Below are 16706 nucleotides of genomic sequence, written 5' to 3' on the forward strand. Positions count from 1 at the left end.
GGGACATTCACTGGGGCGGTGGGGGATCGGGGACGTCGAATTGACGGTAAGGCACGGAGTCGCCCTGCAGGCCCATCCCGACGTGGTCATCAGGCGCTGCATTGCCGGCGAGGCCACCCTCCCCACCGCTTCCGGCCTTCGCGGGGGCGTCCGGCCCGAAACTCACGGAGGCAGCGATGGACGCGACGCCATACGAAGGGCCGCCGAGGCCACCTCCGGCATCGCCTCCGCGGCCGCCGTTGCCTCCACGGCCGCCGCTGCACCCCCTCCACATGTTGTTATAGCCGAGCCCACCGTCACCGCCCATAAGCCCCAGGCCGCCTGGTTGGCCCGTTCCGCCGACCCCACCCCGGCCGCCGTTGCCCGCAAACACCTCCGTCCGCTCGAGCGTCAGCGCGCTCCCCTGCAACGCAATGATGCCGATGCTCGCCCCGCCATAGCCGCCGCCCTTGCCTCCCTGGCCGCCGCAGCCCCCGCTTCCTCCCGAGCCGCCGGCCGCCCCGGCTTGAGGTCGGCCCGCCGGGCACGCCGTCATCTCGCCGCGCGATTTGCTGCCGCCACCGCCGCCGCCCCCCTGGCCGACGCCGCCCTTCTTCCCGTCCTCACCACGGACACCGATCCATCCATCGTCGCTGAGGAATCCTGGACCCAAGGCGCCACCCGCGCGATCGGCGTGGGCGCCGTGTGCGCCATCGTTGCCGTCGCTGCATCTCGTGAGATCCGAGCCGAGCCCCGCGTGGCCGTCATTTTCCGAAGTCTCCGCAGGTGCGGGCTGTCCCGTAGCGCCATCGCCCCCCGATTCGAGGTCGCCGTAGCCCCCAGATCCGCCCGTCGACTCGATGCCGTCGTCGCACATCGTCACGACGGGGAGAGCGCCTTTCGCGAAGTCCGCGGTGCAGGCGTCCGCGCCGTCGTTCCCCTGCACGCCGTCGCTGGTCGGTTCGCTGCGCGCGTCCTCTCCCGGCTCCCCGTCCTTGCCGTTGCGCGCGATGATCTGGCTGTCCCGCACGATCGCCCGGGCCCCCGAGCTCAAGATCATCGCGATCGACGACTTTCCATCGATCGCGGAAGCGTCGGCCGCCACGGCGCGCACACCGACGATCAACGACGTCGCGTCGCCCCCCGCGATGCCTGCATCTTCGCCCCCGAGGACCCGCACCGGGATCCTCGCAGGCGGTGCGATGACGGTCGACGCCTTCGGTCCGATGGCCGACCATTCATACGACCAATCGCTGCCGCCGTCACAGAGGCGGCTGCCCCAGAGGTCGACCCCAGAAGGCAGCGTGACCTCCTCCTCGAACAACCCGCCGCACGCATACACGCGCCGGGTCGCAGCCTCGCCGTTGCCTCGTCCGCTCGCGGCGATCCCGATCGCGTGTTGCAGGGTCTTCACCGGTGCGTCCTTCGTGCCAGGGCTCCTGTCGTCACCCAACAACGGGCTGACGAATACGCCGCACTCGTCCAGCGCCATTGTCGTCGCCGGGTCGCCGTCACAGAGAGTCGGCTCAGGCGCAGGGGCGCACTCCATTACTTCCCAACAATCGTCGCGGTACGAAGTGCAAGCTAGCAGCGTGCTGCTCGCTCCCCACGCACAGACCACGACAGCAACGGCGGCGGCCAACGCTCTTCGGTTTTCCCGTTGCCGCATCCCCTCGGTACCCGGCATGGTCACCACACCCCCTCGATCCTCACGCCCGTCTCGTGCCCGGTCACGACGGGCGATACATTGACCCGATCCTGAGCTGGCGTGCGTTCCAAGAAGGAGAAGTCGGTGAAGAAGGACGCGGCGGTGGCCGCGCCGATCACACCGCCCGTGATGACGAGGGCCGTACCCACCCGGTCGGACAGGTTGCGCGCGTCGCGCAGGCGCCGCAGCTCGCCGCACGGCGAGCGCTCTGGCGCTTGCCAGCACATGGACGAGCTCGATCTTGGGTCGCTCTTGAGCTGGTCACGCCGAGCGCTCATATCCTGGTCGAGCTTGCTGGCGCTGAGCATGAGGATGGCGCCTGTCGATACGGTGCCCGTCGCGAGCGTGATTCCCACGACACGCAGCGTCCCCGGCCAGGAAGCCCACGGGCTGGGGGCCTGAGCGCGCGGAGCCGGCAAAGCGCGCACGGGGGTCGGCGTCGTCGACGCGGCCTCCTTGGCGCTGCTCGCCTCCTTGGTGCTGCTCGCCGCCGCACACAGCAACGGCATCGTGAACTCGTGCTCCGCGCCTGCCACGGCGCGCAAGGAATGAAGCGCGTCCTTACAGCCCGGTGCACGGCCCCGCACCATGTGCTGGCCCGGCTCCAAGAACAGCGTGTAGGTCCGCGCGGTCCGGCCGATGCGCTTGCCCCCGATGAGCACCTCGGCGTCGGGCGGATCGACCGCGAGCACGAGCCGCGCGACGTGCGGCGCTGCGTTGCGCTGCCCTGCCTCGAATCGCTGCTGGAGCGCTTCTGGCAATGCTTCGCGCTGTTCGAGGCTCCTGGCCAGGTGCTCGGCCGCGTCGCGGTACTTGTGCAGCGCAAGCTCGCAAAGGCCGAGCTCGCCGGCGAGCTCCGCGCGCTCCACCTCGGTGCTGCTCGCCGCTTCCGCGGCCTCGAAAGCCGCCTTGTAGGCAGCGTATGCCTCGGTCCACAGCCTGGCCTTGCGTGCTGTCCGACCCCGGCGAACATGCTCCTTCAGCGTCGCCCCGTCGCTCGGTCCCGCCTTGGGATGGATATCGCCCGCGCTGGACGAGTTCGTGAAGCCTGTTACGGCCCCGAGCGTGAGAAGAATCGAGAGCGAATGCGCAATGTAACGCATGTAGCGACGGTACTGACGCCGACTGCTCGGCGTCAACCGGCAGAAACCGCCACACGTCGGCGGTTTTTGCGACAATTGGCGGCCGGATGACGGAATGCGCTCGTCCGTCCGCCGGACCTGGTCAAATGTAGTCCAAGTCGCCACATGCGGCTACTTTGTCCGACCGAACTTGTTCCTCGACTCATTTTTCTGAACCGTTTTGGCCGCCTCAGGTGTGCTGCTGACCGTGGACAAGCCAGCCACCGTCTCCCTCGGCTTCGAGCTCTTCCGGCGCCTGGCCAGGCGCCACGGTGTCCCGGCGCGAAACGCTGAGGATGTCGCCCAGGAAGCGCTGCTGCGGGGGTTGGACGCCGACAAGCGGATCGAGCCGGGCGGCGACCCGGCGCCGTACCGCGTCACGATCGCCGTCAACCAGGCGCGCAATCACGTCCGTGACACGCGCTGCCGCGGCGAGGTGCTGACGTCGTTCGATGCGTGCGAGATCCGAGATGAGTGCCCCACGCCGGAAGAGTTGCTCCGGAGACGGCAGCGGGAAGAGCTCACCCGGCAGTTGCTCGCCCAACTCGATCCCAACCACCGGGATCTCTTGATCAAGCACGACCTCGAGGACATCCCGCTCGCCCAGATCGCCGCCGAGCAGGGGGTCCCGCTCGACACGGTGAAGACGCGACACCGGCGGGCGCTCGAGGAACTCGAGGCGCAGGGCGGACGGTGGCGGGCGCGGCAGCGCTCTCACGGATGGGACGACAGCGCCTGCGTGCCGCTCGCCTGGGGGTTCCGCCGTCGCGCGTGGCGGGTGGCCTCGCTGCGCCGTCTTGGGATGAGGATCCTCGTTCAGGCCGCGCTCGTCGTGCTGACGGGCGCGCTCGTCTCCGCGGTGCCGCCCTTGCCCGACCCGGAATCGCGGATCAGGGCGGCGGCGGTCTATGCCCCTGCCACCGCACCCGCGACGCAGGACGCCGTGGCGCCCCCCGCGCGAGGTGGCGCCCACAGCGCCGCGGGTCCCGCCGGCGGAGACGGGGCGCCCGACGCAGCGGCGCCCCCCGCGGCGATCGTCCACGAGATCTCGTCGCGCACGGAACACGGAAGCGCGCACGGCGAAGCGATGGCGATCGGCACGCCCGCTCCCTCGAACGCGAAGACGACAAGTCACCGGGCCGCGCCTCCGGCGAGCGTCGTTCGACCGACCGCCGGCGAGGTCGAGAGGAGCCTGGTCGACCAGGCGCGGAGGGCCATCGAGGCCAACGACGTCATGGCCGACGTCGAGGCTCGCCGGCTGCTCGAGGCCCACGCGCGGCAGTTCCCGCGAGGGCGGCTCGCCGCCGAGCGCGAAGCGCTGTTCAGGCAGCTTCGCTGAATCGTCGGCTACCCATCAATAGCTAGGCAGGCGGGGATAGCGGTGCTGCTTTCACGCAGCGCAAGGCCGAGATCCGCCTTGTTTCGGACAAGAACGCTCACGTCCAGGAGGCGAAAGGTCATGGAAGACATGCTGGGTGCGATGTGGCTCGTGTCGCCGCTCGGGCTCGCGATGATCGCGTGCGTCGCGATCGGCTTCGCGGTCACCGCGCGCGAAGCGCTGGGACGAGAGCGCGGGATTCGCGAGGCGCGCGAGCACGCGCATGATGACGAGGAGGCAGCCCTCACCGATGCGAAGGAGCAGGCAGCGGACGAGCGGGACCGATACCGGCGCCTTTTGGACTGTCACGTCGACGCGGCGCTCGCAGAGCTGACAGAGGTCCACGCGCGCCCGGTCCCCTGGCCAGGAAGGGTCCTCGAGTCGTTCTGCGCGACGATGCCTTCGTGGAGGAGGAAGCTGGCCGAGAGCACTGGGTTGGACCCGCGGGAGGTGGAGCGGCTGCTGAGGAGCGAGCTTCCTATGACGCCCGGTCTTGCTCGGCAGTTGGAGGCCTTCACCGGCACTCCTGCTCGGTACTGGGAGCGCCTCTGGCGGCTGCACGACGACCACCGGACGGACGCCGAGGAGACCGTGGTGATCCAGGTCGGCGAGCCCGTGACCAAGCGCGAGAGCTCGGCGCCGCCGACTCCGCCCACGATACCTGCCCGCGCGCTCGACGTTCCTCCGCCTGTGGTGCCGTCTCCCGAGCTTGCGGCCAGGAGCCCGCGCGCGAAGCTCCCGCCGCCTCCACAGCCGCGCCTTAGGTCGCCGCTCCCTGTCCGCGCCGCCACGGGGACAGAGCTCGTCCGGCGCGCTGCCACGCTGACGAGCTTCCCGGTACAACGCGGCGAAGCGGGGGCGAGCTCCCCCAACGGGGCCGACTGGGAGGAAGCAGAGCGATCTCCGCTGAACACGACGCTGCCGGGAGTAGGGGGCCATGGATGAGCGCCGCCGCGCCTCACAGCTACACGCCATCAGGAGCCTGCTGGCGACCATGGCACCGCTCCGGGAACTGAGCAGCTACGGCTGACGTCTTCCTTTGGCCGCGGACACCTCCGGGGAAGACCGCGAGCCGGTGCCGCATGTGTGCGGAGACGCGGCATCATCAGATGATGGGCGATTGCCCGCGGGGGAGGGTGAAGCCATGGGTCGTCTGTCGAATGACGACGAACGCGCCGCCGCGTGCGCGCGCCTATTTTGCCCGGCGGTGGTACGTGCCGTGCTGCGCTGGCTGCGGAGACTGGGGGTCCCACTATGCCATCGTGCGGATGTCGCAGGTCAAGTCTGGCTCAACGCCTGGGAGAGCTGGCCCAGGTTCGATCCGAAGCGTGGCAGGCCGGAACGCTGGTTGAACGCGATCGCCGTACACGTTGCCTCGCACTATCACAAGCGTATGCAGCACCGCAGGGAGGAGCTCGTCGATTTAAGCGATGTAGCCGATCCAGCACCGGATGCCGCTGCTGCGATGGAATCCGACAGCATCAGATCGGGCGCCATTGACGCGGTGAACGAGCTCGATCCGCAGCTGCGCTTCGTTCTCGTGGCACATGATTTGTATGGGATCCCGATGGCCCAGGTGGCAGAAGACGCGGGGCTACCTCTCTCTACGCTCTACAAGCGACGCACCAAGGCCATGGCTGCGCTGCGCGACATCATCGGGCTTCGGGTAACCATGGAGGACTTCGCCCGGAGAGTGGGGTCGCAATGAGCATCAACGATGAGGCAGCCCTGAGGTCAAGGACTTTAGCGCTCTCTTTGCGCGGCTGGCCGGCTTCGGCTCGGCAGCGGTAGCGTTCGGCGTCGTCAGTGCAGGTCGTTTCGGCATGGACGTCTCCCTTCGCCCTGCTCGGGCGTCGTTTCGCTTGTGCTTGAGCGCCTCGTCGCGTCCACAGGAGCGAGCTGTGGCTCGATCAACGATCCGCATTCACAGGCCGGCGGTCGCCGTGGTGGCCTGGATGCACGCTGGGGGTCCGAAACGGGATCGTGGAGGCGCAATCTAACGCACGGCGTGTTCGACCCAAAGGCCGATCACCCTTGGTGCTCGCGCGCTCATCCACGTGGCCCTCTTTCACGCTCCCAGTGTGACGCGCTCGTGGCGCACGTCCCCCGTGTGGGGGAAGTCAGTGCACCGAGGCCCTCCTTGAGGTCGAGACCGGCCTCGACGGAGCCGTTACCGCAGCGGCGCCAAGTCCCTTGTCGATCGAGCGCTGCCGACGGCGCGCCTTGATCGCGGCATTCTTCATGCCCTGCGCCTGCTGCTCGACCGCCTGTGCTTGCAGCCGCAGGCCCTTGGCCGAAGCGGCCGCTGCGCTCTGCGCATCGTAGACCGTGCCGTCGCGCCACATGGCCCACAGCACCCCCGACAGCCGGCGCGCCAGCGCCACGACCGCGACGTGGCGACCCCGGCGTTCGGTGATGGCATTGGCCCATCGGCCCAGCGGGTCGTCGCCGCTCTTGTGCCGCAGGAACGTGTGCGCAGCCTGCGTCAGCAGCGTGCGCAGATAGGCGTTGCCTTGCTTGGTGATCGAGCCCAATCGCCGCTTGTCGCGCCCCCCGGAGGTGTCCTCTAAGGGGACCAGGCCCAGGTAGGAGGCGAGCTGGTGGGCGTGGTGAAAACGCTTGGCTTCGTCCACCACCGAGACGAACGCGGCGGCGACAACCAGCCCCACGCCGGGTGTCGTGGTCAGCCGCGCGATCTCCGGCTCGTGGGTGCACAGCTGCTCGAGCGCGGCATCGGCCAGCGCGATCTGAGGGGTGAGCATCTCCAGCGCCGTCACCAGGGGGCCAACGAGCCGGCGGGTCTCGGCCGGCAAGGCCGCCGCGCTCAGCACCTTAAGGAAGCCCTCGGTGGTGCACGTCGCGAGCTTGTGTCCGCACGCGCGCACGATGGCGCGCACGGTGGTGACATATTGGGCCCGCGTCTCGACCAGCGCGCGTCGGACGGCCAGCTGGTGGCGGATGGCCCGCCGGCGAGGCGAAAGCACGTGAGCGAGCGGAATGCCCCCGCGCTCGACGGCGCGCGCTAACGCCTCGGCATCGAGGCGGTCATTCTTGCGGCCGTGCTGACCAATGCCGAGCTGACGTGCTCGCGTGGTGTCGACGACCAGCACATCGTGACCCCAGTCGCGCAGCTTGTCGTGCACCGCCCAGGCCTCGCGGCACGCCTCGATCGCCACCCGGGCCGGCGAGGACGACGGACCGAGGACATCCTGAAGCGAATCGAGCGAGCGGACCGTGCGTCGTAGCACCACGGCCCCGCCCGCCACCTCGCAGAACGAGATCTCGTTGACCCCCAGATCCAGCGCTACACTTCGCATGGCTGACCTCTCCTGGGCCCCCGTCTTCTGCGTCTTCGGACGCGTGGGGGTGCCCGCAGGCCACCCTGCAGGCGAGAGGTCAGCCATACTGCTTGCTGCTCCGAGCGGCTCTTTCTTGCGCGCTCCTCTCCGGAGTGATCCTCCCCCGCTTCCGCGGACAGTTTCATTATGCCGCGAACGCGGTCACGTAGGTCTTCAATTCGAACTCGATCGGGCTCATGTAGGCGAGCCGTGAATGCCGTCGTTTCAGGTTGTAGAAGTTCTCGATGTAGTCGCCGATCGACGCGATGGCGGCCGCTCGCGTCGGGTAGCGCTCGTGCTCGACCAGCTCCGCCTTCAGCGTCGCGAAGAAGCTCTCGGCCACGGCGTTGTCCCAGCAGTCGCCGGCGCGGCTCATGCTCGGGATGAGCCCATGCGCCCCGAGCACCCCGCGGTAATCGTCGCTGGCGTAGGGGCTACCGCGGTCCGAGTGGTGCACCAGCCCAGGCGCCGGGCGGCGCGCTCTCAAGGCGGGCGTCAGCGCGGCGAGCGCCAGGGCGCGATCGTTGGTCGCGCTCGCGGCCCAGCCGACCACGCGGCGCGAGAACAGGTCCAACATCACGGCCAAGTACAGCCAGCCCTCGTCGGTGGGGATGTACGTCACGTCGGTCACCCAGACCTGGTTGGGGGCTTGGGCGTCGAACTGCCGTTCGAGCACGTTCGGCGCGATCGGGCCCTTGTGCCGCGAGTTGGTGGTGCGGCGGAAGCGCCGCTTGCTGCGCGCCGCGAGCCGCTCCGCGCGCATCAGCCGTGCGACCCGCTTTTTCCCGACACGGATGCCGCGAGCACGCAGCTCGGCGTGGATGCGCGGGCTGCCATATCTGCCCCGGCTCTTGTTGTGCACAGCCCTGATCTGCGCGCTGAGCTGGGCATCGGCCTTGGCTCGCGCGGACACCGAGCGACTGGCCCATGCGTAATAGCCGCTGCGCGTGACCTGCAGCACCGCGCACAGCACCAGCACCGGGTAGTGCGCCTTCTCCGCGTCGATGAATTCAAACCTCACTCGCTCTCCTTCGCGAAGAAGGCCGCCGCTTTTTTTAAGATGTCGCGCTCCATCTCTAGCCGCTTCACATCGCGGCGCAGCCGCTGCAGTTCCTCACGCTCCAGCGTCGTCAACGCCCCCGGCGGGCCGTGGCCCGCGTCGGTGTCCGTGCGCTTGATCCAGTCGCGCAGCGCCGTCTCGGTCAGGTCGAGGTCCTTCGCTACCTGGCCAATGCTCCGGTCGCCCGCCTTCGCCAGCCGTACCGCCTCCGCCTTGAACTCGGGCGTGAACGCCCTCCTCTTTCTCCGTCCCATCCCTGCCTCCTGGTGCCTCCGGGGGTGTCCACGGAAGCGGGGGAGGACCAGAGCCTGGAGCCCCCGCCGGAGGCCTCCGTCCGCCCATCGCCCGCAGCTTTGTCCGGCTGGAGCGCGCAGGAAGAGTCAAGGGCGGCGGAGCCGGCGAGCTCCGCTCGCGAACCCTTGACGCCTCCGAGCACTCCAGCACGCTCTGCAGCTGCCGATGGGCCGACCGCCACGGTGCTGCGGGCTGCCTTCGCAGGCCCCGCCGCGCGAACGCGTCGAGCAGAAGCTCGGGTCGGTGCGGTCGGCATCGTGGGTCCAGGCGCCGCTTGGGCTGCCTCATCCCATCTAAGGCCTGGTTGTGCACTTCCCGCGCGACTTGGACGACCATGAGGCCGAGCGAATCATCGACGCTCTCATGAATGATCAAAGGGGTCATCAAGGTGTCACCTGTCGCAGCCGGTTACGAGGACGACCTGAACCGGCAGCGGGTCAAGCGAGAGCTGCGCGACAAGATCCTCGCACTTCTGGGTGAAGAATAGGCGTTGGGCTCGGCTCGAGCGCCACCCAGCCGAGCTCGTTCGGCCTCGGGCGGCAGCGGGAAGAAGTCGCCGGCGGCGCGACCCAGCACCAGGCTCTCGAGCCGATCCATGACGTAGAGCCCGTAGTGCGCCGCGATCCGCACCGTGTCGAGCAGCAGCAGCTCGCACGGGTAGTCGCGCATCATGATCGCCAGCCTGCGCAGGGTGCGCAGCGAACGGACGCGCCGCTTGAGCAGCGCGACCTCCGCGATCACCTCGTCGCCGCCGTACGAAAGCTCGCGCTCCTCGGGCGACGGCGTGTCGCGCGTGAAGACCTTCTTACTGCGCGGCGGTCCGTGCTCGGGCGCGGTCACCCGTGTATCGAGAGCTTCGCGCCGGCGGCGACGAGCTCCTCGTGCACGCGGACGAGGTTGTTCTTGCACCGCCGCCGGCTTACCCAGCTCGGCGTCCGGCCGAATCGCTCCCGCACCTCGCGCAGCAACCAGCCCAGATCGAGCGCGTTGTCCGCGTCGCCCGCGCGCAGCATCCGCTCGAGCAACAGCGCATCCGCCTCGCCCAGAGCCCACGCCGTTGCCCGTGTCCTGCCCCAGGCGAGGAAGCAGCCGCACCCGCTTGTAGCCGTCGATCACCACCGGCCGCTCAGACGAGGCCAGGTTCACCGCGACGATCGGCGCCTGCTGTCCGACCTCCGCGAGCGACGAAAACAGGCCCGCTCCCGCGCCGGGCTGCGGCCGCGAAGCTTTTCGTAGCGAAGGTCGAGCTGGTGGAACTCCAGATCCATCGGGCACCGGAGCGCCACTGCTCCGGGGCGCAGGCCGACCCGCGCTCGACGCGACCACCGTCGGCCGAGGGGTGGACCAGTTTTCGCGACCAGAGGCGGGTCAATTCTCGACCATGAAGCACGTGCTGAACCGCGGCGGTCTGGCCGTCCGCAGCCCCCTCGACGGCCCCTTCGGTCCGAGGCGGTGAACGGACCCGTATGTGTCCGGCAATCTCCTGATGATGCGGCCCGCGCCGTGTCACCCATGCGCGACGCCTCCGGCTGCGCGTCCGCCGTGCCCCCGGCCCGCGGAAAGGCAGCGACTGCCGCCGGTGTTAGACGGACCTACCCTATGGCGCTGGGCAGCATTTGGGCCTTGCGACGCAGAGCCGAGCCGTGCGACTTTCCGTAGGGGGAGGTTACTGAAGGCGACGATCTAGACGGATCTCGTGCGGCGGCTTCGGTTGACCAATCGACTGATAGTTGGACAGACAGGATGACCACAGATTCACGAATTGTGCGATGATAGAAGAGCAACTCGGACTGAATATTGGCGATTTCGCCCGCCGCCTTCACGATTCTCTCGGGGCCGCCGCAAATAAAACAACATCGGCCCAACTAGGATTGTTCATTGATACTACATTCTTTGCTGGCTTGATGCGCGAAGAAGGTCAGTTCGCAGCGTTCTCGATCGCGCTTGTTGACGATGAGATGCTCTCTGGCCACGGCGTGAACAGACGGGAGTGGAACCCAATACGATTCCACACGCCTAAACCATTCGATCCCGGGGTGATCGCCAAGCTCGCCCCGGCAATCGATCGACGCCAGACCATTATCGCCGTTTCCCAGCAAGACGCGGGCCTGGTCATCAGCGGTATCATCCGAACAAACACGGGGCGATACCGCTTTGCTCGCGGCGAATCGTTGTCATGTAGTGGTCTTGTGTACGATCCTATTATCCTTACGGTGACAGACATCGGCACCATCACCGTCGACATTGGCCGCCGTCGATTTGCAACGATTTCGAAAGGTAGGGTTCTTCAGGATGGAGTGGGCATTTTCGAGGGGGGCCGGCTCTTTTCAGAACTATACAAGTACGCCACCGCCTCCGGGCTAGACGCAAACATTTATGCCAGATTACTGAAACGTACTATCCATAACTTGGCTGATCGCGGACATGGTGGTATCGTATTGCTAGTTCAGGAAGGCGATCTGTCTTCCTTGGACATTCGCTACTGCACCAATAATGGATCGTCGGCCATTCAGGATGCTATCCGTTTCGCCGAGGGTGATCCACTGGGGTCCACGATCGATATTGGAAGTGTATCAGTCCTCGGCACACCAGAGCCGGATCCCACACAGATTGAAATTGAAAGACAGAGGCGCCGGGCAATCAAGGAACATGAATTTGAGCAAGATGTTGCCAGTTTCGCTGCCGATCTGGCGAGTATTGATGGGGCACTCGTGCTTCGACGGGATCTGTCAATCGTCGGCTTTGGAGCCCACATTCTATGCGCTGAGCCAAAGGAGGTGCCAATCCGCCTGGCTCGCGACACGGACCCGAAGGGTTTTGCCGATGTGAGCACATCGCCGTTGCTCCGACTCGGGACGAGACACAACTCTACCGCCCGCTTCTGTTACAACCACACTGATACGATGGCATTTGTGGTTTCGCAAGACGGCATCGTGTCTTGCCTTACCCGATACGCTGGTAACGCGGTAACGCTCTGGAGGCCCGTCGCAATGGAGCGGCACTGGTGATAGGATGCGCTGACAAGAGCTGCCCAACAAGCCGCTGCTGCCGACGGCGCTCCCGCGCCGCGGCAGACCGGCAAGTCGTTCATCGCGGCCCCCGCTCTGTCGCGTCCGTGTCCACGGGATTGGGAATTCACGGTCGTCTGGTCAGCGCGCAGATGTGCAACTCGTCCGTGCCCTTCTGTACGTGATGCTCATCGAGGATGAGGAGCCCTTCTCAGGCATCATAGCTGCTCGCGCTGCTACCGCCTGCATCGCTCGTGCTCGCGCCATCGCTGCTCTCCGACGAGCCCCGCGCGAGGTTCACACCCGAGCCGCCACCCGCAGCCTGACCGCTGCGACGCCGAGCGGCACCGCCGCAACCCCCTTGATCCGCATGAGTCACCTCCGCGTGATTTCGTTGACCGAGCAATGATGCCCGGGCGGTGGGCGCCAATACATTGGGATGGAACGCGCGGTAGTCACAGGCGGCTCAGGAGCCGCGGGAGCGGCGCGTCGACGCACCCTCACGCGCCTGGGAAGCCCGCGTGGTCTTCGACGCTGCCCGAGTTTTCCCGGCAACTCGGGCAGGGCCTTCGCGCGCCTTCGTCTTGGCCGTGCGGCGCTCGCGCTCGTCCTTAAGCACCTTCCGCTGGCCGCGCCAGCGCGTGGTCATGTCGAGCACGTAGGACGCGAGCGTGACTGGGTGCCTCTCACCCACACTTCGCCGCCTGTCTTCGAGCGCCACCGCAAAGGCCGCCTTGTCGCTCCAGGCAGCGGGGTAGTCGTACCGATCGCATTTGAACCAGAGGACGATGAACGCGCCGTGGCGCGCCCCGGTCGGGAGCATGTACTTCTCGACGAGCTGCTCTTCCAGGCGATCGATCAGCAGGCGTTCTCCGTAGCCTTCGTGTGCGACCTTCAGCTCCAGGATGACGCGGAACGTCGGACCTTCGCCCATAGGCCGCTGGATCAACAGATCGCAGTAGCCCTCTCGGATCGGAATCTCGTCGTCGATGGTGGCAACAAGCCCGGCGCTCTGGAGCTCCTTCCTTAATAGAGGCCAGAGGACGTTCTGGCAGTCCGTCTCCTGTTTCGGGCGCTGGGCGTTCCAGAAGCCTGCGACCGCCTCGGCGCGCTTCTCGAATCCTTCGGCCAGGCGGTCGAGGGCGTCGCAGGTCCACTCGAAGAGGTCGCGCTCGGTGTGCACAGCGCCGACGCGCTCTCGATTTATGAAGTCGAGCAGGTCTCCGGCCGACCAGGCCGACATCGACAAGCGGCTCTCGACGTCCTCGCTGACGTGGCTCAGCCAGCGGGCATCCACGTAGTCGGCGGCTGCGCGCAGGCGCGCCAGTTCGCCGATGGTGCTTGCGCGATCGACGGCCTCCATGATGCCGAGGAGGAACGCTTGCAGGGAGCCCGACCGATGCCAGCGGCTCGTCGTAGGGGTCGCTCGAACGAGGGCGTACCAATCGGCGAGCATGCGCACGGCGTTCGCAGAGGCGCGGGCAGCGGCCGACATGAAGAACGACGCACCGCCTTTCTCTGAATGGGATCTGGGAAAGATGATGTCGTCATCCAGCAGCGGAACGCGTCCTTGCGAGATCCGCTCCTCCAACTCGGACCAGGCCCAGGCGTCGCCAGCCTCCAGCAGGAGGAGCAACGCCAAAAAGGTGGCGGCGTCGTGATGGCGCGGGTTCATCTCGTCGCTGCGGATGACCTCGCGACGATAGTGTTCTTTCAGCGCCCCTGCATACCCGGAAGGCTTGAAGCGCTCCAGGTAGGAGATCATCTCGTAATCTCCGAGAAGCCCGACCTCTCCTCGCTCCAGCCGCTCCAGGCATCGGTGCACATAGAGATCGCTGCCGAGATCGCGCAGGTAGGTGAGCACGGTGCCGGGCATGAAGAAGTAGTCCTCGCCTTCGAGGATGTGGAAGATACATCGGCGCCATAGATCCGGGTCGGCCTGCCGCAAGTCGTCGAGGACCACGGCCCGAGCCTGACGGTTACCGCGGGATAGGAGCGTATGACATATGTTTTCGAGCTTCGTTCCCTCGTTCGCGTTGGCCCGAACCACCTCCGCGAGGTTTGCTCGCAATTCGAGCAATCTTTGCTCCGATGACGGCGTGACATGCTGCGGGGTCAACCAGAAGTGTGACGAAAACGCGGGCGCACGAGAGCGAGCAAGGCTTACGGCGTCCGCGGTGCGGTGATCCTCCAGCCATCGATGGATGGCATGAAACAAAAAACTATTCTGAGCTTTCGTGAGTCCATCGCAGGAGCCCGGCAGCAGATCGAGCAGGGCATCGCCGGCCGCATTGGCAAGCCCCCACGACACCTTGTAGACCTCGAACGAGGCGCTCCCCGTCGAAAGGGATTGCATCGCATGATCCCAGACGCGGCGAAGCAAGGCCGGGTTTGCTTGAAGAAGCCGGCTCGCGGTCGCATCACCGAACTCGGAGCTGTAGTCTGCCTGAGACCAGTCCTTTAGGATCAGGTCTACAGGTACGTCGTAGAAGCCGATTTTCTGAGCCTGTTGGTACAGTCCTTGGAGAGCGCTCCGCCACAAATCGCCCATTTGCTCCTGAACGGAGGGCATGACGGAGAACGCTTCCTTCAGCGCTTCGGGCGTGAGCCGCGAGCAGTAGCGGTAGATCTCCCCCTCCAGCGGACCGTGCATCGTCGTGTCTCTTCTTCCACGGAGAATCCTCGAGAAGTAATCAGCAGGCGAGGGCTCCTCCAGGAGAGCATACGCCTCGAGAGCCGTGGCGCGGATGTTATCGGAGTCGTCGTCGAACAAGCCGTGCAGCCGACGCACCGACGCAATATCCCTCGTCGCGGCGACCACCCTGAGCGCTGTGTTTCGTACGGTGACGTTCTGCGCCGTGTCGAGCGCGAGCTTCACCATGATCGGGTTCAGCTCCAGTGCCCCACCCCACGTTTCTGCGACGGCCACGCCCCAGTCTCGCGCTCGGGGATCATCGCTGCTCAGGTAAGGCGCGAGCAACGAGGCAACATCATGCGGACGGAGCTTCCGCAGAGCATCCTGAGGCGATCGACCATGAGGTCGCACGCCGACCCAAGGAATGCGATCCTGGACTATGCCCCGATCGATGATCTTCCTCGCCAGGGTGTCAGGTACCTCCTGAGGTAGAGCGGCGGGCTCTGCGAGGCCTGCAATGAGAGGCTCGTCTTCAAGCAGGTGTTCACGGTAGCGGTGATCGCGCTCCGCCAGCGCCATCGCGACGCCCCGAAGATTGACATGCACGCGCTCCGGGCCGTCCACCGGGACGCGCAGGAGTTGTCGCTGCTTGCGCAACGGCATCCCGTCGAGCGCTTCGGCGGTCAGGTGCTCGTGATAGAGCTGGTGCACGAATCGGCAGCGCCCGTCCTGCTTCACGAAGAGGGGTTGCTGGACCAGCGCGCTCACCGCCTCCGCCGACGGTCGGTGCCGGTGCTCTCCGAGAGAGCGCGAGTCGTCCAGCCAGTCGACGATCTCTTGCTCGGAGAACTCCGCATTGACGAAGGTTGCAAGACAGGCGACCTGGATGGCCAAGAACCGGAGTTTCTCAAAGGAAGGCCCGGGGGCACGCGCCACATCCTTCGGCTTCCGTCGCAGCATTTCCTTCAAGCGCTGGTCGACACAGATCCTCCTGGAAGGAGGGAGAGGACGGCCGGCGGCGAACTCGCGGGCCAGGTAGAAACCGTCGAAGGGCGTCTCCAGCAACCCTTCGATCCCGCGCTCGTAGCACTGTACCCTGAAGCGACGCAGGTTTGCGGCGTTCGGCACGATCTGCGCGTATGCTGCGTCGTCGAGGCGGTCCGCGCCGTAGGTGACGAACCCCTCGTCGACCAGCCAGCGCGGATCGTACGCCACGCGCCGGCAGGTCACGCTCACATGGGCAAGCGTGGCCGCGTGCGTGCCGAAGAAGTGTTCGACGTCGACAATGCGCCCAGCGTCCGGCCGTGCCTCATCGAGGGCGTCGAGGAAAAGCGCGCATCCGGCGGAGTGCTCCTGCCGTGCGCGCCGGAAGAGCCCGCCGCTCTTGCGGTCCAGCACCTCTTCGATCGGCGTCTGCGAGCTGAGCAGCTTCAACCACTCACCGAAGAGAGGAAGCGGGGCCGCCTCGTCGGCGAGGAAACGCTCCGCCGCCTGCTCGAACGCGAACTGGAGAATGCGGCTCTTGCCTGCCCCGGCATTCCCGAGCAGGACGAGCCGCCTCTCGCGGTGCAGCTCGTCGTCCGGCAGCACGCCCAGCGCCCGGGCCCTATCACGATCATGCGCCCACCAGATGAGTGGGTTGCTGATGCCGTACTCGTCCACGGGACGCTGCTCCTTGAGCACCAACCGGCGGACATAAGGCTCCCGGAGCTTTGCAAGTTCGCGTCGCACCTCGGCCAGGCGCTCAAGCACGAACTGCCGCGCGTTTTCCAGGAAGGTCATGACCGCGCCGGGGATCCCGGAGCGAGTCGAGCACCGAAGGGGCGCCCACGCTTCCCTTGTCCAGCGCCTGATGTCACGGACGTGTCGAAGAGCTTGCCCATACGCCTGCCTGCCCGCATGTTAGCCGTCGCGATGCGCGGGCCGGAAGCGTCTTCGAGGAGGAGCCATCCGGCAAGCGCCGCCCGCTGCACGGCAAAACGCTGCCAGCGGGCGTCGATCGCCTTCCGCGGTGCGGCGAGAGGCCGGCTACGATCGACGATCGCCGCAGAAGGTGCACCGAACAGGCGTCCACCATCGACGACCGCCGAACCCGGGGCGACATTCGCCGCCCCTCCGCCGACGATCGCTCGACCACCGCCGACGATCGCCTGTCGCCGACGCGCGCGCCTTGGCAGGCGGCGTG

At 66.8% G+C, this 16706-nt stretch carries 11 protein-coding genes; 4 read left to right on the top strand and 7 right to left on the bottom strand.

The features are described from left to right. Window positions 1–7: 7 nt before the first annotated feature. Together WMF17_RS34385 and WMF17_RS34390 are read right to left on the bottom strand one after the other, a co-directional pair. Complete coding sequence (locus WMF17_RS34385; RefSeq protein WP_437604332.1) at window positions 8–1666, bottom strand: hypothetical protein; 1659 nt, start codon at window positions 1664–1666, stop codon at window positions 8–10. Between the two features lie 2 nt (window positions 1667–1668). Then, the gene (locus WMF17_RS34390) at window positions 1669–2790 is read right to left on the bottom strand and encodes a hypothetical protein (protein WP_437645229.1); all 1122 of its coding nucleotides are present in this window, start codon (window positions 2788–2790) and stop codon (window positions 1669–1671) included. A gap of 226 nt (window positions 2791–3016) precedes the next feature. On the opposite strand from WMF17_RS34390, the gene WMF17_RS34395 reads away from it, so the two are divergent. The 3 genes from WMF17_RS34395 (at window position 3017) to WMF17_RS34405 (ending at window position 5894) form a co-directional block, all read left to right on the top strand. Beyond that, on the top strand, window positions 3017–4147 hold the full coding sequence (locus WMF17_RS34395) for an RNA polymerase sigma factor (protein WP_437597516.1): 1131 nt from the start codon (window positions 3017–3019) through the stop codon (window positions 4145–4147). A gap of 120 nt (window positions 4148–4267) precedes the next feature. Next, window positions 4268–5131 carry a helix-turn-helix transcriptional regulator gene (locus tag WMF17_RS34400; RefSeq protein ID WP_437597517.1) on the top strand — a complete coding sequence of 288 codons (864 nt, stop codon included), beginning with the start codon at window positions 4268–4270 and terminating at the stop codon, window positions 5129–5131. 199 nt (window positions 5132–5330) lie between these two features. Beyond that, on the top strand, window positions 5331–5894 hold the full coding sequence (locus WMF17_RS34405) for a sigma-70 family RNA polymerase sigma factor (RefSeq protein ID WP_437597520.1): 564 nt from the start codon (window positions 5331–5333) through the stop codon (window positions 5892–5894). Between the two features lie 412 nt (window positions 5895–6306). Here the strand turns inward: WMF17_RS34405 and WMF17_RS34410 are convergent, their stop codons facing one another. The 4 genes from WMF17_RS34410 to WMF17_RS34425 form a co-directional block, all read right to left on the bottom strand. Further along, entirely contained in the window at window positions 6307–7503 is a 1197-nt protein-coding gene (locus WMF17_RS34410; protein WP_437597522.1) for an IS110 family transposase, read from the bottom strand. 166 nt (window positions 7504–7669) lie between these two features. Then, window positions 7670–8838, bottom strand: a protein-coding gene (locus tag WMF17_RS34415; protein ID WP_437595299.1) for an IS3 family transposase whose coding sequence is annotated in 2 segments (ribosomal slippage) — window positions 7670–8586 and window positions 8586–8838 — 1170 coding nt in all. Because the reading frame shifts where the segments join, the coding sequence is not laid out codon by codon here. A gap of 448 nt (window positions 8839–9286) precedes the next feature. Further along, entirely contained in the window at window positions 9287–9718 is a 432-nt protein-coding gene (locus WMF17_RS34420; protein WP_437597524.1) for a hypothetical protein, read from the bottom strand. Next, window positions 9715–9903, bottom strand: a complete 189-nt coding sequence (locus WMF17_RS34425) for a hypothetical protein (protein ID WP_437597525.1) — start codon at window positions 9901–9903, stop codon at window positions 9715–9717. Before WMF17_RS34425 ends, WMF17_RS34420 begins: the two co-directional genes overlap by 4 nt. A gap of 744 nt (window positions 9904–10647) precedes the next feature. Between WMF17_RS34425 and WMF17_RS34430 the strand changes: the two genes are divergently transcribed. Further along, the gene (locus WMF17_RS34430) at window positions 10648–11886 is read left to right on the top strand and encodes a putative sensor domain DACNV-containing protein (protein ID WP_437597526.1); all 1239 of its coding nucleotides are present in this window, start codon (window positions 10648–10650) and stop codon (window positions 11884–11886) included. Between the two features lie 466 nt (window positions 11887–12352). On the opposite strand, the gene WMF17_RS34435 is transcribed toward WMF17_RS34430, so the two are convergent. Continuing rightward, a complete protein-coding gene (locus tag WMF17_RS34435) occupies window positions 12353–16303 on the bottom strand; it encodes an NACHT domain-containing protein (protein ID WP_437597527.1) in 3951 nt (1316 codons plus the stop codon). Window positions 16304–16706 lie beyond the last annotated feature (403 nt).

Origin of the sequence: Sorangium sp. So ce362 (assembly GCF_051519845.1) — a bacterium.
Classification (GTDB): domain Bacteria; phylum Myxococcota_A; class Polyangia; order Polyangiales; family Polyangiaceae; genus Sorangium.